This is a genomic window from Spiribacter sp. 1M189 (assembly GCF_040838345.1).
GTDB lineage: Bacteria > Pseudomonadota > Gammaproteobacteria > Nitrococcales > Nitrococcaceae > Spiribacter > Spiribacter insolitus.
In genome coordinates, this window is record NZ_JBAKFF010000001.1 from 1,456,181 (window position 1) to 1,475,614 (window position 19,434).

A 19,434-nucleotide genomic window follows, 5' to 3' on the forward strand; every position below is an offset into this window, starting at 1 on the left:
GCATGACCAAGACCATTCGCGTCGCTGTGCCCGGGCCCTTTCCCGAACCACTCGATTACCTGGTGCCCTTGCGTATGCCCCTGCCCCCGCGTGGCTCACGGGTTCGTGTGCCGCTGGGCCGCCGCGAACTGGTCGGTGTCGTGACCGCTGCGCCGACCACCAGCAACCTCCCGTCGGATCGTCTGAGAACAATCATCACGGTGCTCGACGACGAGCCGCTGCTCGATGAGGAGATGACGAGCCTGATCGAATGGGCGGCGCATTACTATCATCATCCCCCGGGTGACGCCTATCTGGCTGCCTTGCCGGTCCGCCTGCGACAGGGCCAGCCGGCCGAGCCTGCCATTGAGTCCGCTTGGGCGATCACCGCCGAGGGCCGGGAGATCAATCCGCACGCCCTGGAACGCCGCGCCCCGCGGCAGGCCGCACTGCTGGAGGCGCTACAGGCGGAGGGGAGCCTGTCGACGGCCCGGCTTGCCGGGTTTGACGGCGACGCCCGTGGCGCGTTGCAGCGCCTTGTCGAGCGCGGTCTGGCCTCGCTCACGCAGGCTCCCGACTATGGGCTGATCCTCGGCCGCGGCGAAGAATCGAACCTGACACTCAATGAGGAGCAGGTCGAGGCGGCTCGAGCGATTCAACCCGGTCCGGGTCACGAGGTCGTCCTCATCGACGGCGTCACCGGCAGCGGCAAGACCGAGGTCTATCTGGATGCCATCGCCCGCGCCCTGACCCAGGGTCTTCAGACACTGATCATCGTGCCCGAGATCGGACTCACGCCACAGCTCGTCCGCCGCTTCCAGCAGCGACTGTCGGGCCGTATCGCCGTACTGCATTCCGGACTGGGGGACGGTGAGCGCCTCAACGCCTGGCTCGCCGCGCGGGCCGGCGAAGCGGACGTCATCATCGGTACACGGTCGGCCGCCTTCGTACCGCTGCCACGGCCGGGCCTGATCGTCATCGACGAGGAGCATGACGCCTCGCTCAAGCAACAGGAGGGTTTCCGCTACTCGGCCCGGGATCTGGCCGTGCTGCGGGCCCACCGGCTGGATATTCCCGTTGTACTGGGCTCTGCCACCCCCTCGCTGGAGAGCCTCGAGAACGTGCGCCGGGGGCGCTACACGTGCTGCCGACTGCGGCAGCGAGCCGGTGAAGCACGGCCGCCGGTCATCCAGCTGCTGGACATGCGCGGTCAACCCACTCAGGACGGCCTGTCACGGCCGCTTGTCGAGCAGATCCAGCGACATCTGCAGGCCAACGGCCAGGTGCTTTTATTTCTCAACCGGCGCGGCTTCGCTCCCACGCTGATCTGTCATGAATGCGGATGGCTTGCGGAGTGTGATCGTTGCGACGCCCGATACACCTATCACCGCGGACGCCGGCGGCTGCAATGTCACCACTGCGATCGGGACCGCCCGGTCCCGCACCATTGCCCGAGTTGCGGAAGCGTCGACCTACGGCCGCTGGGCCTCGGCACCGAGCGCATTGAAACCGCGCTGCAGGCCGCCTTTCCCGACACGCCGCCCGCGCGCATCGATCGGGACAGCACCCGCCGACGGGGCAGTTTCGAGCGTCAGATGGAGGCGGCGAGGCGCGGTGAGACCCGGCTGCTTCTGGGAACCCAAATGCTGGCGAAGGGCCACCACCTGCCGGCGGTCACGCTGGTCGCCATCATTGATGCCGACCAGGGGCTCTTTGGCGCGGACTTCCGCGCGCCGGAGCGCCTCGCGCAACTCGTGGTTCAAGTCGCTGGCCGGGCAGGCCGAGCCGAACGGGCCGGCGAAGTGGCCATCCAGACGCATCACCCCGAGCATCCGCTTCTGCAGATGCTGGTCCACGGCGGCTACCCGGCGTTCGCCGAGGCCGCATTGGCCGAGCGCGAGGCCGCAGGCCTGCCGCCGGCACGGGCCATGGCCCTGTTAAGGGCCGAGGCGACCTCCCGAGAGGCACCGCAGGCATTCCTCAAATCCGCATTGGCCGAGGCCCCTCATGATCCGCGGGTTGAACGGCTCGGGCCCTACCCCGCGCCGATGGAGCGTCGTGCCGGGCGCTATCGCGCACAGGTCATGCTTCAGTCCGACCTGCGCGCCCCCCTTCAGAATCTCCTGACGCAGTGGCTGCCGGCACTGGGCAGCCTTCCCGAGGCCCGCCGCGTGCGCTGGTCGATTGATGTCGACCCGGCCGAGACGCTATAGCGCTTGAACCCCGAGAAAGAGGCCGGATAATGGGCGCTCTTTGCCAGCCGGATATCGAACCCGACCATGAAAGAAGAACTGGCCGATCTGCTTCGTCAGGCACTGCAGTCCCTGGCCGACAGTGAGTCACTCAGCCTGCCCGAGTCGGTGGATATCCAGCTCGAGCGGGGTCGCGGCAGCGGCCATGGGGATTACGCCAGCAATCTGGCGATGCGTCTTGCCAAACCGGTCGGTAAACCACCACGGGAGCTCGCTACGGCCCTGGTGGAGAGGCTGCCCGTCCATCCCCATGTCGATCGCGCCGAGGTCGCCGGTCCCGGCTTCATCAATTTCTTCCTGACCCAGGATGCCGCCAACGCCGTTGTCGAGCGCATCCACCGCGAGGCGGGGGAGTTCGGCCGATCCAATCACGGCGCTGGCGAGCGGGTCATCATCGAATACGTCTCAGCCAACCCCACCGGCCCGCTTCATGTCGGACATGGCCGCGGCGCCGCATTCGGCGGAGCCCTGGGCAACGTTCTGGAGGCGGCCGGCTATGATGTGCATCACGAGTACTACGTCAATGATGCCGGCCGTCAGATCCACATCCTGGCCGTGAGTGTACTGATCCGCTACCTGGAACATCGCGGCGAGGCGATCGAGTTCCCGGCCAACGGCTATCGCGGCGATTATATCCATGCCATCGCCCGTGATCTCGAGGCCGAGGCGGGAGAACGCTACCGTATCACCGCCTCGGAGCTGACCGATGGCCTACCCGCGGATGCCCATGCCGGCGGTGACAAGGAACGCTACATCGATGCCCTGACCGACCGGGCACGAACCCTTCTGGGCCCGACACACTACCGGGAGATCGTCGACGCCTCGATCGAGGCCATTCGGCACGACATCGAAGAGGACCTGGCCGCCTTTGGCGTTCGCTACGACCGCTGGTTCAGCGAGCGTGATCTGGTGGAGACCGGTGCCGTGGAGCGCGCCCTGCAACGTCTGCAGGCGGCTGGAACACTCTACGAACAGGATGGCGCCCAGTGGTTCCGCTCTACCGACTACGGCGACGACAAGGATCGTGTGGTCCGGCGGGCAGACGGACAGACCACCTACTTCGCCTCGGACATCGCTTATCATCTGGATAAGTTCGAGCGCGGCTTCGGGCGCGCCATCGATGTGTTCGGAGCCGATCACCACGGCTACATGGCCCGCGTGCGGGCCAGTCTGGCGGCATTCGACCATGACACCGCGCGCCTCGAGTTCCGGCTTGTACAGTTCGCGATCCTCTACCGTGGCCACGAGCGGCTGCCCATGTCCACCCGGTCGGGGGAGTTCGTCACACTGCGCGAACTCCGCGAGGAGGTTGGCAATGACGCTGCCCGGTTTTTCTACGTCATGCGCCGACCCGAGCAGCATCTGGACTTCGATCTCGAGCTGGCCAAGTCCCAGTCCAATGACAACCCGGTCTACTACATCCAGTATGCCCATGCGCGGGTCTGCAGCGTGCTGCGGCAGATGACCGACCGCGGCATCGATCATGACCTCGACAGGGGGCTCGGCGCCATTGACCGGCTCTCCGAGGATCACGAACAGCTCCTGCTGCAGACGCTCGGACGATATACCGAGGTGGTCGAGGGCGCGGCCATCAGCCACGAGCCCCATCAGATCGCCCAGTACCTGAGGGAACTGGCAGGCGGGTTCCATACCTACTACAACGCCCATACCTTCCTGGTCGAAGACGCGGCGCTGCGCGACGCCCGCCTGGCGCTGATTCAGGCGATCCGCCAGGTCATCCGCAATGGACTGGGGCTGCTGGGCGTGTCGGCGCCGGACCGGATGTAACCGTGGCGACCAAGGGCAAGACCAGCAAAAAACCGGCCCGCGGGAGCGGGCAGGCAAGCCGCAAGCCGAATGCCAGCGCCGGCGGGCGGCAGCGAAGCCCCGTCATATGGGGGATCACAGGACTCGCCATGGGCCTGATGGTGGCCCTGGTCGTTCATCTGGAGCATACGCGCCCGGACCGTCCCACAAGCAGTCGTACGGCAGACGGGGCCAGCGGCGAGCCGACAGCCAGTAGCGAGAGGGATCAACCACGCTTCGAGTTCTATCGTCTGCTAAGCGAGCAGGAGGTAGAAGTCGCCAGCCGCGATGCCGAGACCCTGGATAACGAGGGCGCCCTGCCCGACGCCAATGAGCCGGGAGGCGAACCGGCAACACAACCGCCCGAGTCAAACAGTGGCGATGCGGACACCTTGGAGACCACCGGCGGTGCCCGTTACCTGCTTCAGGCGGGCTCCTTTCGAAACGCATCGGATGCCGAATCGCTAAAGGCCAGCCTGGCCCTGCTCGGCATCGAAGCGCGTATCCAGGTCGTCGAGCTTCCCGGCGGAGAAACCTGGCATCGTGTGCGCATCGGTCCGTTCGCGGATCTGCAGCGCGTCAATGCCGCGCGGGAGCGCATGGCCGGCCAGCAGATCGACGCCATCCTGCTCCGGGCCGGCGGTTGAGAAACGAGCCTCAGAGGCTCTTGCGATTACCGGTTTCGAACAGTTGGCGCTTCAGCCGGTACAGAGCCGACGTGTCCTCTTCGCCGTAGCCCTGCTCGATCAGCCGCTCGTAATGCTTGATGGTCATTTCCACCATGGGCAGATTCACGTCCATGGACTGCAGCAGACGTCGGCATAGATTGAGATCCTTGTGGTGCAGCACCACGCGAAAACCCGGCTCGAAGTCGCCTGCCAGGATGCGACTCCCGCGACGCTCAAGCAGCCGACTGCCCGCTGCGCCACCAGTGAGCACCGGAAGCAACCGCTCGGTATCGAGCCCGCTGGCATCGGCGAAGGACAATGCCTCGCTGATCGCCTGGACGATACCAGCGACCATCACCTGATTGACCGCCTTGGCCCGCTGACCATAGCCGGCCGGCCCGAAATGCGTGGCCTGGCTGCCAATGGCGAGCATGGCCGGCTGGATCCGCTCAAGCACCTCGGGGTCGCCACCGACCATGATCTGCAATGTGCCGGCCTCGGCGCCCTCCGGGCCACCGGTCACCGGCGCATCCAGGAAAGCGACACCCTCCTCGTGCAGGCGTTCCGCCACGGTTTCCGCCGTATCCACGCCGACCGTCGAGGTATCGACGACCACCTTGCCGGCAGCCAGCCCCGGACGCAGCGCCTCGATGACCTCCAGCAGGTCCTCATCCGCACTCACGCAGGTGATCACGACCTCGCATAGACGAGCAAGCGCCGCCGGATCGTCGGCCAGGGACACATTCAGTTCTTCGGCCACGGCCTCTCCGCGTGACCGCGTTCGGTTCCAGACCCCGGCCAGCAGCCCGGCCGAGGCGAGGTTGCGGGCCATGGCCCGACCCATGACACCAAGCCCAGCGACTCCCACCTTCATGCGCTCTCCCTCCATCGGTTTGACCGAGCATTTGCCGGCAGTCTACCGCAGGCACTGCGGGGATCACACGCAAAAAAACGGGCGCCCGAAGGCGCCCGTCGTGGACTCCGAAACCGGATCGGAATTACTGGGTACGGGTGAACTCTGGATAGGCCTCCAGACCGCACTCGCCGACATCAAGCCCTTCGTACTCCTCTTCCTCGCTCACGCGGATACCCAGCGTGGCCTTGAGGATGCTCCAGACGATGAACGCCGAGATGAACACCCACAGGAAGATGGAGATGATGCCCAGCAACTGGCCGCCGATGCTCGCGGCGTCGTTGCTGAAGATCACGGCGATCAGGCCCCAGATACCGACCGTACCGTGGGCCGAGATGGCACCCACCGGATCGTCGATCTTGAGCTTGTCGAGGGTCACGATGGAGAACACCACCAGTACACCACCCACGGCGCCGATGAAGGTCGCCAGCAATGGCGCCGGGGTCAGCGGCTCGGCCGTGATCGCCACAAGGCCTGCGATCCCGCCGTTCAGCGCCATGGTGAGATCGGCCTTGCCGAACATCGCACGGGCCGTGAGCAACGCCGCGACAACGCCGCCGGCCGCAGCGGTGTTGGTGTTGACGAAGATTGCAGCCACCGCGTTGGCGTCGAGCACGTTCGTGATGACGAGCTGCGAGCCACCGTTGAAGCCGAACCAGCCCAGCCACAGGATGAATGTACCCAGCGTCGCCAGGGGCATGTTGGAGCCCGGGATGGCCTTGACCTCACCGTTAGCACCGTATTTGCCCTTGCGCGCCCCGAGCAGGATCACGCCTGCAAGCGCGGCGGCGGCACCGGTCATATGCACTACACCCGAACCGGCGAAATCCTGGAAGCCCGCGGCGTCCAGGAAGCCGCCGCCCCACTTCCAGAAGCCCTGGACGGGGTAGATGAAGCCGGTCATGACGATGGCGAAGATGAGGAAGCTCCAGAGCTTCATGCGTTCCGCGACGGCACCCGAGACAATGGACATGGCCGTTGCCACGAACACGACCTGGAAGAAGAAGTCGGACATCACCGAGTAGTAGGCATCGCCATCAACCACACTCGCGACCGTGTTGTCGGCCCCGATCAGCATGCCGAAGTTCGGGATGAACCCCGAGCCGCCGCCGTACATGATCTGATAGCCGCAGAGCAGGTACATGATGGAGGCGATGGAATACAGCGCCACGTTCTTGGTGAGGATCTCGGCGGTATTCTTGGCCCGCACGAGACCCGACTCGAGCATGGCAAAGCCGGCCGCCATCCACATGACCAGCGCACCGCTGATCAGGAAGTAGAAGGTATCCAGCGCGTACGCCAGTTCAATCACTTCATTCATCGGTCAATACTCCTGAAACGGGAATTAGAGTGCGTCTTTGTCGGTCTCGCCGGTCCGGATGCGGACGGCCTGCTCGACAGGCGAGACGAAAATCTTTCCGTCACCGATCTTGCCGGTGTTCGCCGCCTTGCTGATGGCCTCGGTGGCGCGCTCGACGAGGCCGTCCTCGAGAACCACCTCGACCTTCATCTTGGGTAGAAAGTCGACGACATATTCCGCACCGCGGTAGAGCTCGGTATGGCCCTTCTGGCGGCCGAATCCCTTGACCTCGGTAACGGTGACGCCCTGAACCCCGATCTCCGAGAGCGACTCCCGGACATCATCGAGCTTGAACGGCTTGATAATGGCGGTGATTAGCTTCATGCCTGATCTCCCCAGTAGGGCCCGGTATCAACCCTGTGCCCGTGAACGGTAAAAACTCGCCAGGGGAGAATGCAGGGATCGTGCCAGCCGTTGCATCGCAACATTTTCAGGCGGCCACCGATCGATGGCTGAGCGCATACGCCCGCCTGCACTCTACTAGTGCATGCTCCGCCCGTCGGATGCACCAATTCTGCGCAACCGTCGCATTGGGAAATCCCGGTCGAGCGCTTAAACTGGGAGCACAGCCAGAGAGGTGAAAACCATGCTCGATCCCAAACAGCTCGACGATATGGCCAAACGTTTCTCGGAGAGTCTGCCCAGCGGCGTGCGAGACTTTCAGCAGGAGGTCGAGAAGAATGCCCGGGTAGCGCTACAGAGCGCGTTCAGCCGTATGGAGCTCGTCACCCGCGAGGAATTCGACGCCCAGGCCAAAGTGCTGGCGCGCACCCGGGAACGCCTCGAGGCCCTCGAGGCCCGCGTCGCCCAACTCGAAGGCAGCCCCGGACCCGAGGATTCCACACCGGAGAAAGCCGGGGAGTGATTTGACCCGGCACTCTGCCTGATCAGATCTTCAGCTTCGCACAGGGAGGTGCGTCGCCATGTCACTGGCACTGATCCGGGCCCGCGCCGCTGTCGGTATCGACGCGCCGCGGGTCAGCGTTGAGGTTCATCTGGGCGGCGGGCTGCCGTCCCTCTCCATCGTCGGCCTGCCCAATACCGCCGTGCGTGAGGCGAGGGATCGCGTCCGCGGTGCGCTGACCACCAGCGGCTTTGAGTTCCCGCGGCGGCGCATCACCGTCAATCTCGCGCCCGCCGATCTGCCCAAGGATGGCGCGCGTTTCGACCTGGCCATCGCGCTGGGCATCCTCGTGGCATCGCGGCAGCTCCCGGCGCAGGGGCTGGAGGATGTCGTTTTCTGCGCGGAGCTGGCCCTCTCCGGCGACCTGCGTCCCGTCAACGGCACTCTGCCGATCGCACTGCGCTGCGCGGAGGCCGGTGAGTCACTGATCGTGGCACAGGCGAATGCGGCCGAGGCGGCACTGGCGAGCCAAGCCGTGCATGGTGCGCGCCATCTACGGGAGGTCTGCCGCCACCTGACCGGTAAGCGGCGCCTTGGCAGGGCCAGCCCCAGGCAATCCTCAGCGGCGCCGTCGATGCCCGATCTCGGGGATGTGATCGGCCAGCGCCGGGCCCGGCGCGCGCTGGAGATCGCCGCCGCCGGGGGCCACAGCCTGCTTCTATCCGGGCCTCCAGGCAGCGGCAAAAGCCTCCTGGCGGCCCGGCTGCCCGGATTGCTCCCCGCCATGACCCCGGCCGAGGCCATGGAGTCAGCGGCGGTCCACTCGGTGGCGGAGGGCGAGTTCGATCCGACGGACTGGTGCCGTCGGCCATTCCGACACCCCCACCACAGCGCCTCCGCTCGCGCACTGACCGGTGGCGGCGCCAGACCTCGACCCGGGGAGATCTCCCTCGCCCACCATGGCGTCCTGTTTCTCGATGAGCTGCCGGAGTTCCCGCGCGAGGCACTGGAGGCGCTGCGCGAGCCTCTCGAGACGGCCGCCATCAGCGTGTCTCGGGCCAGCGCGAAGATCCGCTTCCCGGCCCGATTCCAGCTGGTGGCGGCCATGAACCCCTGCCCGTGTGGCCACCTGGGCGACAAGGACAACGAATGCCGTTGCACACCCAGCCAGATCCAGCAGTACCGCAACCGCATCAGCGGTCCCCTGCTGGATCGCATCGATCTGCAGATCGACGTCCCGCCGCTTCCAGCCGAGGAACTGGATACCGCCGACGTCCCGGAGACCACCGAGACGGTGCGTGAGCGGGTGTGCGCGGCGCGTGCCCGACAGATGGACCGCGACGGCATGCCCGCAGCGGCGCTGAACGCAGCGCTCACCCGCCAGCGCTGTCGGCTCGACCAGAAAAGCCGGGGCCTGATGAAATCGGCGACCCGACAACTTGGCCTATCCGCCAGAGGGTGGCATCGGTGCCTGCGCATCGCCCGGACCATCGCGGACCTCGAAGGCCACGATCGGGTGACGTCCACGCATGTGGGCGAGGCGCTCGCTTACCGTGAACGCCTCAGACCGTCAGATATCGCTGCACGAGCGAATCATCCAGCTCGCCCATGACCCCCGCGGCTACCGAGCGGCCCCGATCGAGTATGGCGAACGTATCCGCCGTACGTCGGGCAAACGGCAGTTTCTGCTCGACGAGCAGCACGGTCAGCCCCTGTTCGCGATTCAGACGGCGGATGATATCGCCGATCTCCCGAACAATATTGGGCTGGATGCCCTCGGTCGGCTCATCGAGCATCAGCAGCGAGGGCTCGAGACAGAGCGCCCGTCCGATGGCCAGCTGTTGCTGCTGCCCACCCGAGAGATCACCGCCGCGGCGATGGCGCATCTCGTGGAGGACGGGGAAAAGATCATGGACGATCTCCGGGATGTCACGCCGCCCGATGGCGGCTCGGGCGATGCGCAGGTTTTCCTCAACAGTGAGCAGGGGAAAGATCTCACGCCCCTGGGGCACATAGCCGATACCCCCGCGGGCGCGCCGCTCCGTGGCATCGCCGTTGATCCGCCGACCATCAAAGCGGATCTCACCAGAGGCGGCCGGCAGCAGCCCCATGATGGTTTTCAGAACGGTGGTCTTGCCAACGCCGTTTCGACCCATCAGGCAGGTGCAACCGCCAGCAGGCACCTCCAGATCGACATCCCAGAGGGTATGGCTTTCGCCGTAGAATTGATTGAGCTGACTGATCGAGAGCACCGACTATTCTCCGAGATAGACTTCCACGACACGCGGATCGGACTGCACTTCATCCATGCTGCCCTCCGCGAGTACTCCACCCTGATGGAGCACTGTCACCTGTCGGGCAATCGAGCGGACAAACTCCATGTCATGCTCGACCACGACCACCGAATGCCGGCCAGCAAGTCGTGTGAGCAGTTCCGCCGTCCGGTCCATCTCCTGATGCGTCATTCCAGCCACGGGCTCATCGACCAGCAGGACACGCGGGTTCTGCATGAGCAGCATGCCGATCTCAAGCCACTGCTTCTGACCATGAGAGAGCTTGCCGGCCAACTCGTGGCCGGCCTCTCCGAGCCCGATCTCTTTCAGCACGCTGTCGATCCGGTCACGGGCTTCACCCGAGAGGCGAGCCCCCAATGCCGACCACACTCCCCGGGGACCGGCCATGGCGAGCTCCAGGTTCTCGACAACTCGGTGATGCGGAAACACGGTGGGCTTCTGGAACTTGCGGCCGATGCCGGCACCGGCGATTTCAGTCTCATCCATACGCAACAGATCCAGCCTCTGGCCGAACCAGGCCGCACCGTGATCCGGGCGCGTCCGGCCGGTAATCACATCCATCATCGTGCTCTTGCCCGCGCCGTTGGGACCGATGATGCAGCGCAGTTCGCCATCGTCGATATACAGAGTGAGCTCGTTGAGCGCGCGAAAGCCATCGAAGCTCACCGTCACATCCTCGAGGTAGAGGATTGGACCATGCCGCGTATCCAGCCCTGCAGAGACCGGTTGTGCCGGCCGCACCACATCAAAGACCTGGTCGCGGCGCATGACCTCGCGGGTAGCATCCAGCCACTTCATGATCCGTCACCCCGGCGGCGCAGCAGGCCAACCAACCCACGGGGGAAGAACAGGGTGACGGCAACGAAAAGGCCACCCAGAACGAACAGCCACAGCTCGGCCAGCATGGCCGTGAGCAACGTCTGTGCGTAATTCACCAGCGCACCGCCGAGTGCCGCGCCGTAGAGCGTACCGCGCCCACCGACGGCCACCCAGACGACGGCCTCGATCGAGTTGAGCGGCGAGAACTCGCTGGGATTGATGATGCCGACCTGGGGCACGTAGAGCGCACCCGCCAGACCCGAGAGCATTGCCGAGACGGTCCAGACCCAGAGTTTGTAGCGGTCGGTGCGATACCCCAGCGAACGGGTTCGCGGTTCGGCGTCACGGACTGCCGTCACCACCCGGCCCAGCCGGGAGCGCACGATCATCCGACAGATCAGATAACTCGCCGCGAGCGCCAGCCCCGAGGCCATGAAAAGTGCCACGCGCGTACCCGGCGCCGAAATGCTGAAACCCAGGATGTCCTTGAAGTCGGTGAGCCCGTTATTTCCGCCGAAGCCCATCTCGTTGCGGAAGAATGCCAGCATGAGCGCATAGGTCATCGCCTGACTGATGATCGACAGGTAGACACCCGTGACCCGCGAGCGGAAGGCAAGCCAGCCAAAGACGAAACCCAGGAGCCCGGGCACGGCGAGGACCATGAGGGCGGCAAACCAGAAGTGGTCAAAGCCGTACCAGAACCAGGGCAGCTGTTCCCAGCCCAGAAAGACCATGAAGTCGGGTAGTAACGGATCGCCGTAGACCCCTCGGTCACCGATCTGGCGCATGAGATACATACCCATGGCATAGCCGCCGAGGGCAAAGAAGGCGCCGTGGCCGAGGCTGAGGATGCCGCAGTAGCCCCAGACCAGATCCAGTGCCAGCGCCAGCAGGGCAAAGCACAGGTAACGGCCCATCAAAGTGACCGCATAGGTGGAGACGTGAAATGGCGAATCCGCCGGCACCATGAGGTTGAGCACCGGCACCACCACGATCATCGCCGCGAGGACGCCCAGCAGGATGCGCCCACCGAGATCGCCATGCAGGATACGCCGATGCGGCGCCTGTGGGATCAGCCGGGTTGCAGTGATTTCATTCGCCGCCATGGGTCAACCCTCCGCCGCGGCACGGCCGCGCTGCGGGAAAAGGCCCTGCGGGCGCTTCTGAATGAACAGGATGATGAACACCAGCACCAGTACCTTGGCCAGCACCGCTCCGGTCTGGGGTTCAAGGAACTTGTTCAGCACACCCAGCGACAGGCCACCCACCAGCGTGCCCCAGAGGTTGCCGACGCCACCGAAGACCACCACCAGGAAGGAGTCGATGATGTAGCCCTGCCCCAGGTTGGGCCCGACATTGGTCAGCTGAGAGAGCGCGACACCGGCCAGCCCGGCCACGCCCGCGCCGAGCCCGAAGGTCAGCGCATCAATACGCGCCGAGCTCACGCCAACCGCCCTCGCCATGGCCCGGTTCTGCGAGACGGCACGAACCCGCAGGCCCAGCGTCGTGCGCTTGAAGATCGCCATCAGCCCGAGGAATACGAGCAGCGCGAAGGCGATGACGTAGAGCCGGTTCAGGGTCAGGCTGAACGCGGCATTCACCTCGATGGAGCCGGCCATCCAGTCGGGCGTGCTCACGCGCCGGTTGAGCGGTGAGAACACGGTGCGCACCAGCTGCTGGAGGATCAGGCTGAGACCGAAGGTTGCCAGCAGAGTCTCCAGGGGACGGCCGTAGAGAAAGCGGATGATGCCCCGCTCGATGGCGACGCCAAAGCTGCCCGCTACCAGGAAGGCCGCCGGAATCGCCACCAGGATCGAGTACTCGATGTGATTCGGCATCAGCTGCTGGACCACATAGGTGGTATAGGCGCCCAGCATGATGAGCTCGCCATGAGCCATGTTGATCACGCCCATGACGCCGAAGGTGATGGCCAGCCCGAAGGCCGCCAGCATCAGCACCGATCCCATCGACAGGCCGAAGAAGACCTGTTCGGCCAGCCCCCAGAGTTCCCGACGGTCCTCGATGTTTGTCAGTATCTGTGCCGCCTCGGCGCGTACGGCCGGGTCCGGGTCATCGTTGGCAAGGGTACGGACCTCGTTCCGGACCCGATCCGCCAGGGAACCGCGGAGTGACTCCAGCGCCAGCAGCCGATCAGCGGGCGCCCCGGATTGCAGGCGGGACAAACCAATCACGAGCTCCATGTCACGCCGGATGTCCGCACGCGGCTCCTCGTCGATCAGCCCGCCAATCTGCTCGGCAATCGCGGGATCAGGGTTGTCCAGGAGCTGGCGGACCGCCTCACGACGGACAGACGGGTCATCGCTGGTCAGACCGCTGCGGGCCAGCAGGTCCCGGACTTCACCGCGAATCGCGTTATTGATCACGACCCGACGCACCTCGTACTGGGTGGCGGAGCCGGCCGCCTCTCCGGTGACCGGGTCGGTGAGCGCGAACCCCTCATCAGTCGCCTCCGCGAGCACCACGTCACCCTCGATCACCCGAAAGTAGAGGCTGCTGTCGAGCAGCGCCTGGAGAATGGTCGTCGCCCGTGGGTGGCCGCTCCCGGCAATCGCCCTCGCGGCGGCCGCCTTGTCATCGAAGCTACGCGCATTCAGCGCGGCGACCTGTTCGGCAAACGCCGCATCGTCAGATTGGGCCTGAGCGGTTGCGCAGACCGTGACCGCCAGAAACAGGCCGACAAGAAGCTGCCAGTAGCCCGGGTTTCGTTGCATGATTCCTTATCCTGAAAGGCATGCCCCGCCGGCCGACGGGGCATGCGTTCGCATCGAATCAGACTGGTCGGCTCAGTCGCCGTAGTCCTGACCGGAGCACTCACCGCTCTCGACGTTGTAGTTGCCGCAAAGCAGTGGCTCACGCCAGCTGGCGATGATGTTGGCGCTCTCCGGCAGATAGTCGGACCAGGCATCGCCCGCCACCTCGCCGGCCGTCTCCCAGACCACCGCGAACTGGCCATCGGGCTGGATCTCGCCGATCATGACCGGCTTGGTGACATGATGGTTGGGCATCATCGTGGCAAAACCGCCGGTCAGGTTCGGCACCGTCACGCCGATGATCGCCTCCTTGACCGCGTCCACGTCCGTGGTGCCGGCCCGGCGCACCGCCTCGACCCACATGTTGAAGCCGATGTAATGGGCTTCCATCGGGTCGTTGGTCACGGCGCTGGTGTCACCCTTGAACTCGTGCCACGCCTGGATGAACTCGAGGTTCTCGCGGGTCGGCGCACTCATGAAGTAGTTCCAGGCGGCCAGGTGCCCCACCAGCGGCTCGGCATCGATGCCGGCGAGCTCCTGCTCACCCACCGAGAAGGCCACCACGGGGATATCCGACGCCGACACACCCTGATTCCCGAGCTCGGTGTAGAACGGCACGTTGGCGTCGCCGTTGATCGTCGAGACGACAGCGGTCTTCTTGCCCTGGCTGCCGAATTCGCGGACCTCGGAGACGATGCTCTGCCAGTCGGAGTGCCCGAACGGCGTGTAGTTGATCATGATGTCCTCGGCGGCCACCCCGTGATCCATGAGGTACTGCTCGAGGATCTTGTTGGTGGTGCGCGGGTAGACATAATCGGTGCCGAGCAGGGCCCAGCGCTCCACCCCGACCTCGTCCATGAGGTAGTCCACCGCGGGGATGGCCTGCTGGTTGGGGGCCGCCCCGAGATAGAACACATTCTCGGACGACTCCTCACCCTCGTACTGCACCGGATAGAAGAGCAGCCCGTTGAGCTCCTCGAACACCGGCAGTACCGACTTGCGGGATACCGACGTCCAGGTGCCGAAAACCACGTCGACTTCATCATCCTCAAGCAGCTGACGGGCCTGCTCGGCGAAGCGCGGCCAGTCCGATGCCGGATCGACCACCACGGTCTCGAGTTCACGCCCGAGGAGGCCGCCCTCCTCGTTCTGCTCCTCGACGAGCATTTCGATGGTTTCCTTAAGCGCCGTCTCGCTGATCGCCATGGTGCCGGAGAGCGAGTGCAGCACACCGACCTTGATCGGGTCGTCCTGCGCGATCGCGTTACCACCGACCAGACCGCTCAGCGCCAGTGCCCCGGCTGCGGCCGACGTCACCACCCGGCGACGTAGCATACTCAGTTTCATCATTATTAACCCCCTGTGAGTGGAAGATTCGGGCCGCCGCTTTGCCGGCCCCCACTGCGGCTTTGCAGCATGCATGCCAACTCCCGAGAACCCAGTGCCATGTGCGATCGGCATGGTTGCGAAGAGAACGGCATCGGCCACGCTTCCCTTTACTGGTGCAATGCACCGCACCCCAGCACAAATCGGGTGCAGCTCAGGCCACTGCTGCGTTCAGCATTCCTTCACGCAGAATGAAATCGATGACGGCCTCCACCCCTTCGCCACCGACAATGCTGGTCATGAGAAACGGCGCCTCGCCCCGCATGCGACGGCTGTCCCGGTCCATGACGTCAAGGGACGCCCCCACCTGGGGCGCCAGGTCGGTCTTGTTGATCACCAGCAGATCCGAGCGCGTGATCCCCGGTCCGCCCTTGCGGGGAATCTTGTCGCCCGCGGAGACATCGATGACATAGATCGTCAGATCGGAGAGCTCCGGCGAGAAGGTGGCCGAGAGGTTGTCGCCACCACTCTCGATGAATACCACGTCGAGATCCGGAAACTGCTGCTGGAGATCTGCGACAGCGGTGAGGTTCATGGAGGCATCCTCACGAATGGCGGTGTGCGGGCAACCGCCCGTCTCCACGCCAACGATTCGCCCGGCGGGGAGGGCTTCATGGCGGGCGAGAAACTCCGCGTCCTCGCGCGTGTAGATGTCATTGGTCACGACGGCGATGGACAGGCGGTCGCGCAAGGCCTGGCAGAGCGCGAGCGTCAAGGCCGTCTTGCCCGAACCGACTGGCCCACCGATCCCTACGCGCAGCGGTGATGCGTGCTGTGTCATGGCTTGAAGCTCCGTATTCAGTGATTCAACTGCGGAAAAGTCGCGTGTACTGGGTCTCGTGCCAGCTGCTGGCCATTGCGAGGCCGGGTGTGGTGGCACCGATCTCCTCATCGGGCAGGGCAGCGGCTGCATTGACGGCGGCCGGGATGGCTTCGGAGATGCTGGCGAGTGCCCGCTGACCATCGCTCTGCCCCAACGGAATCAGCTTGACCGCCGCGGCCACCTGGTTCTCGCACCAGGCCCAGGCATAACCCCGACAGGCCGCATCGACCGGGATATCCCAGGCGTGCGCAGCCAGGGCGAAGGCGGTCGCGAGGCTGACGGCGTTGCCACGGTCGAGCACCGCTGCCGCTTCGACGCCAAGGCTGTCCAGCAGGCGCGCCAGCGCCCGACCGATATGGACATCCTCGGACCGCAATTCGGCGCTCTCCCGGGACGCCAGCAGGCGGGCGGTCCAGATCGCCACAGCACCGTGATCGTCGCGCGCCCAGGCCCGATGAAGGCGGCGCAGGATCGGCAGGTCCAGGCCGGCGAGTCCCGCCTCGAGCTGTCCGGCCACCCAATGCTGCAGGCTGTCGGCGTCGTTCACCCAACCCGACTCGATCGCGGTCTCCAGACCCGCCGAATAGGCATAGGCGCCCACCGGCAGCGCCGGGCTGATGAGCTGCCAGAGCCGCAGCTCTGCCATAACCGACACATCAGTCATGAGCGGTCACGCCTGCATGGCCATGCTCGTGGCTGTGGCCGTGGCCGTGGCCGTGCCCATGGCCCGAACCGTAGGCGCCGGATTCCGGCTGAAAGGGCGCATCCTCGTGCGTCACGAACAGACCCAGACCCATGACCATCTCGTCCAGCACATGATCACGCCGATAGCGCAGCCAGCCCGCCCCGATTTCCAGGGGCATATGCCGATTGCCCAGATGATAGGCCGCCCGTACCAGCTGCCAGGGATCATCATCGCGCACCGTGCTGACCGGCTCGGGTGCGGCCTCGATGCGAACCACTCGACCCTCGGCGTCGGCAAGCCCTTCGCCATGGCGAAGGGCGGGACCGCCGCGGGGCAGCATCACGCCGGCATCACGGCCATCGGTCAGCGTGGCACGAAACCGCGCGCGTTCACGCTGGGCGATGGTCAGCACCAGGATCCCCTCGATGGGCGTGCCCTCCGTCAACGCATCGAGGCGCGTTTCAAGCTGCAGCATGTCCACCCCCTAGAAAAGGAAATAACGCTGTGCCAGGGGAACGACCTCAGCCGGCTCACAGGTGAGCAGCTCGCCGTCCGCCCTTACCTCGTAGGTCTGCGCATCCACGCTGACCTCCGGCTGCCAGTCATTGAGCTTCATATCCTGCTTGCCCACGCTCCGGCAGCCGGCGACCGCGACGGCCCGCTTGGCCAGTCCCAGGCGCTCGGCAACGCCCGCCTCGACCGCGGCCCGGGAACAGAAGGTCACCGACGTCCGACCCACTGCACCGCCATAGGCGCCGAACATGCCCCGGTAGTGCACCGGCTGCGGCGTTGGAATCGATGCATTGGGATCGCCCATGGGCGCCGCCGCAATCAGTCCGCCCTTGACGATGACGCCGGGTTTGGCGCCGAAGAAGGCCGGCTTCCAGAGCACCAGATCGGCCAGCTTGCCCTCCTCGACGGAGCCCACCTCGTGCGAGATGCCATGGGCGATGGCGGGGTTGATCGTGTACTTGGCCACAAAGCGCCGGGCCCGGACGTTGTCGTTGCGATCGTTATCCTCGCCGAGGGGGCCGAACTGCACCTTCATCTTGTGTGCGGTCTGCCAGGTCCGGGAGATGACTTCGCCAACCCGGCCCATCGCCTGGGAATCGGATGCGATCATCGAGAACGCCCCGCGATCGTGGAAAATATCCTCGGCGGCAATCGTCTCGCGGCGAATACGCGACTCGGCGAACGCCACGTCCTCGGGAATCGCCGGATCGAGGTGATGGCAGACCATGAGCATGTCGAGATGCTCGTCGATGGTGTTGCGGGTGTAGGGGCGCGTGGGGTTGGTGGATGACGGCAGGACATTGCTCTCGCCGCAGGCCCGGATGATGTCCGGGGCGTGCCCACCACCCGCACCCTCGGTGTGATAGGTGTGGATCGTCCGTCCCTTGAACGCGGCGATGGTATCCTCGACAAATCCCGACTCGTTCAACGTGTCGGTATGGATGGCCACCTGGATATCATGCTCGTCGGCCACCGTGAGCGCGTTGTCGATCGCCGCGGGCGTGGTTCCCCAATCCTCGTGGAGCTTGAGCCCCATGGCGCCGGCCGCGATCTGCTCATGCAGGGAATCCGGCAGACTCGCATTGCCCTTGCCCATGAACCCCAGGTTCATTGGAAAGGCATCCGCCGCCTCCAGCATTCGCTCGATATTCCAGACCCCGGGTGTGCAGGTGGTGGCGTTAGTGCCCGTGGCGGGACCGGTGCCGCCCCCCAGCATGGTGGTCACTCCGGACATCAGTGCCTCTTCGATCTGCTGCGGACAGATGAAGTGGATATGGGCGTCGATGCCACCGGCGGTCACGATGCTGCCCTCGGCCGCGAGCACCTCGGTCCCCGGCCCGACCACGATATCCACACCCGGCTGTGTATCCGGATTACCCGCCTTGCCAATGCCGGCGATCCGGCCGTTGCGAATGCCGATATCGGCCTTGATCACACCGCGATAATCCAGGATCACCGCATTGGTGATCACCAGATCCATTGCGGCATGACCGGCGGCCTGGCTCTGGCCCATGCCATCGCGGATGACCTTGCCGCCGCCGAATTTCACCTCATCGCCATAGCGCGTGTGGTCCCGCTCCACCTCAATGATCAGTTCGGTGTCCCCCAGCCGTACCCGATCACCCTGGGTGGGGCCATACATCTCGGCGTAGGCGTCGCGTGGAATCGATGTCATGAAAGCGCTCCCATGATCTGACCGCGGAAGCCGTAGACCCGGCGCTCACCGGCATAGGCGACCAGCTGCACGTCGCGGGACTGGCCCGGCTCGAAGCGAACCGCCGTGCCGGCGGCGATATCCAGCCGATAACCGACCGCCGCCTCGCGATCGAAGGACAGCGCGGGGTTCACCTCGTGGAAGTGATAATGCGAACCGACCTGCACGGGCCGGTCGCCGGTATTGGCGACCCGCAGCGTGATTCGCTCGCGGTCGCGATTGATCTCGATTTCGCCGGGGTCGGTCAGAATCTCGCCGGGAATCATGACTTCACCTCCTGCAGAACGGGACCCGCCTCGGCGATGGGGTCATGGATGGTGACGAGCTTGGTGCCATCGGGGAAGGTGGCCTCCACCTGCACTTCCCGAAGTATCTCGGGAATGCCGTCCATGACCTGAGAGCGGTTCAGAAGGCGGGTCCCCTCACTCATCAGCTCGGCGACGGTACGACCGTCACGCGCCCCTTCAACAATGGCATTAGCGATATACGCCATGGCCTCGGGATAATTGAGCCGCACTCCGCGCTGCAGGCGTCGTTCGGCGACCATCGCAGCGGTGGCAAGCATCAGCTTGTCCTTCTCGCGTGGTGTCAGTTCCATGGGATCTCC

At 65.2% G+C, this 19,434-nt stretch carries 19 protein-coding genes; 5 read left to right on the top strand and 14 right to left on the bottom strand.

Annotated elements, in window-relative coordinates; all coding sequences use genetic code 11:
• The first annotated feature begins 2 nt into the window (after positions 1 to 2).
• From V6X30_RS07335 to V6X30_RS07345, 3 genes are all read left to right on the top strand, one after another.
• Positions 3 to 2,192 (top strand): primosomal protein N', encoded by a 2,190-nt coding sequence (locus V6X30_RS07335; protein ID WP_367983967.1) that lies wholly within the window; start codon positions 3 to 5, stop codon positions 2,190 to 2,192.
• Between the two features lie 66 nt (positions 2,193 to 2,258).
• Positions 2,259 to 4,019, top strand: a complete 1,761-nt coding sequence (gene argS / locus V6X30_RS07340; RefSeq protein ID WP_367983968.1) for an arginine--tRNA ligase — start codon at positions 2,259 to 2,261, stop codon at positions 4,017 to 4,019.
• Positions 4,020 to 4,021: 2 nt separating this feature from the next.
• Positions 4,022 to 4,684, top strand: a complete 663-nt coding sequence (locus V6X30_RS07345; protein ID WP_367983969.1) for an SPOR domain-containing protein — start codon at positions 4,022 to 4,024, stop codon at positions 4,682 to 4,684.
• 10 nt (positions 4,685 to 4,694) lie between these two features.
• Here the strand turns inward: V6X30_RS07345 and V6X30_RS07350 are convergent, their stop codons facing one another.
• The 3 genes from V6X30_RS07350 to V6X30_RS07360 form a co-directional block, all read right to left on the bottom strand.
• Positions 4,695 to 5,579, bottom strand: coding sequence for an NAD(P)-dependent oxidoreductase (locus V6X30_RS07350; protein WP_367983970.1), 885 nt, complete (start codon positions 5,577 to 5,579; stop codon positions 4,695 to 4,697).
• A gap of 124 nt (positions 5,580 to 5,703) precedes the next feature.
• Complete coding sequence (locus V6X30_RS07355) at positions 5,704 to 6,939, bottom strand: ammonium transporter (protein ID WP_367983971.1); 1,236 nt, start codon at positions 6,937 to 6,939, stop codon at positions 5,704 to 5,706.
• Between the two features lie 24 nt (positions 6,940 to 6,963).
• Entirely contained in the window at positions 6,964 to 7,302 is a 339-nt protein-coding gene (locus V6X30_RS07360) for a P-II family nitrogen regulator (RefSeq protein WP_367967353.1), read from the bottom strand.
• Between the two features lie 262 nt (positions 7,303 to 7,564).
• Here V6X30_RS07360 and ubiK point away from each other — a divergent pair, with 262 nt between their 5' ends.
• Both ubiK and V6X30_RS07370 read left to right on the top strand, forming a co-directional pair.
• Positions 7,565 to 7,843 carry a ubiquinone biosynthesis accessory factor UbiK gene (ubiK, locus tag V6X30_RS07365; RefSeq protein WP_367983972.1) on the top strand — a complete coding sequence of 93 codons (279 nt, stop codon included), beginning with the start codon at positions 7,565 to 7,567 and terminating at the stop codon, positions 7,841 to 7,843.
• Positions 7,844 to 7,901: 58 nt separating this feature from the next.
• A complete protein-coding gene (locus tag V6X30_RS07370) occupies positions 7,902 to 9,434 on the top strand; it encodes a YifB family Mg chelatase-like AAA ATPase (protein ID WP_367983973.1) in 1,533 nt (510 codons plus the stop codon).
• Here the strand turns inward: V6X30_RS07370 and urtE are convergent.
• From urtE to V6X30_RS07425, 11 genes are all read right to left on the bottom strand, one after another.
• Complete coding sequence (gene urtE, locus V6X30_RS07375; RefSeq protein ID WP_367983974.1) at positions 9,385 to 10,074, bottom strand: urea ABC transporter ATP-binding subunit UrtE; 690 nt, start codon at positions 10,072 to 10,074, stop codon at positions 9,385 to 9,387. The two genes, V6X30_RS07370 and urtE, sit on opposite strands and share 50 nt — an antisense overlap.
• A 3-nt stretch (positions 10,075 to 10,077) precedes the next feature.
• Positions 10,078 to 10,914 (bottom strand): urea ABC transporter ATP-binding protein UrtD, encoded by an 837-nt coding sequence (urtD, locus tag V6X30_RS07380; RefSeq protein ID WP_367983975.1) that lies wholly within the window; start codon positions 10,912 to 10,914, stop codon positions 10,078 to 10,080.
• The gene (gene urtC / locus V6X30_RS07385) at positions 10,911 to 12,041 is read right to left on the bottom strand and encodes an urea ABC transporter permease subunit UrtC (RefSeq protein WP_367983976.1); all 1,131 of its coding nucleotides are present in this window, start codon (positions 12,039 to 12,041) and stop codon (positions 10,911 to 10,913) included. The genes urtD and urtC overlap by 4 nt, the downstream gene beginning before the upstream one ends.
• 3 nt (positions 12,042 to 12,044) lie before the next feature.
• Positions 12,045 to 13,667 (bottom strand): urea ABC transporter permease subunit UrtB, encoded by a 1,623-nt coding sequence (gene urtB / locus V6X30_RS07390; RefSeq protein ID WP_367983977.1) that lies wholly within the window; start codon positions 13,665 to 13,667, stop codon positions 12,045 to 12,047.
• A 72-nt stretch (positions 13,668 to 13,739) separates the two neighbouring features.
• The gene (gene urtA / locus V6X30_RS07395) at positions 13,740 to 15,056 is read right to left on the bottom strand and encodes an urea ABC transporter substrate-binding protein (protein ID WP_367983978.1); all 1,317 of its coding nucleotides are present in this window, start codon (positions 15,054 to 15,056) and stop codon (positions 13,740 to 13,742) included.
• Positions 15,057 to 15,246: 190 nt separating this feature from the next.
• Positions 15,247 to 15,873, bottom strand: coding sequence for an urease accessory protein UreG (gene ureG, locus V6X30_RS07400; protein WP_367983979.1), 627 nt, complete (start codon positions 15,871 to 15,873; stop codon positions 15,247 to 15,249).
• 25 nt (positions 15,874 to 15,898) lie between these two features.
• Positions 15,899 to 16,579, bottom strand: coding sequence for an urease accessory protein UreF (locus V6X30_RS07405; protein WP_367983980.1), 681 nt, complete (start codon positions 16,577 to 16,579; stop codon positions 15,899 to 15,901).
• Positions 16,572 to 17,075, bottom strand: coding sequence for an urease accessory protein UreE (gene ureE / locus V6X30_RS07410; protein ID WP_367983981.1), 504 nt, complete (start codon positions 17,073 to 17,075; stop codon positions 16,572 to 16,574). The genes V6X30_RS07405 and ureE overlap by 8 nt, the downstream gene beginning before the upstream one ends.
• Positions 17,076 to 17,084: 9 nt before the next feature.
• On the bottom strand, positions 17,085 to 18,788 hold the full coding sequence (ureC, locus tag V6X30_RS07415) for an urease subunit alpha (protein ID WP_367983982.1): 1,704 nt from the start codon (positions 18,786 to 18,788) through the stop codon (positions 17,085 to 17,087).
• Positions 18,785 to 19,093 (bottom strand): urease subunit beta, encoded by a 309-nt coding sequence (locus V6X30_RS07420; protein WP_367983983.1) that lies wholly within the window; start codon positions 19,091 to 19,093, stop codon positions 18,785 to 18,787. The genes ureC and V6X30_RS07420 overlap by 4 nt, the downstream gene beginning before the upstream one ends.
• Positions 19,090 to 19,425: an urease subunit gamma gene (locus tag V6X30_RS07425; RefSeq protein WP_367983984.1), complete on the bottom strand. Its 336-nt coding sequence runs from the start codon at positions 19,423 to 19,425 to the stop codon at positions 19,090 to 19,092. Before V6X30_RS07425 ends, V6X30_RS07420 begins: the two co-directional genes overlap by 4 nt.
• Positions 19,426 to 19,434 lie beyond the last annotated feature (9 nt).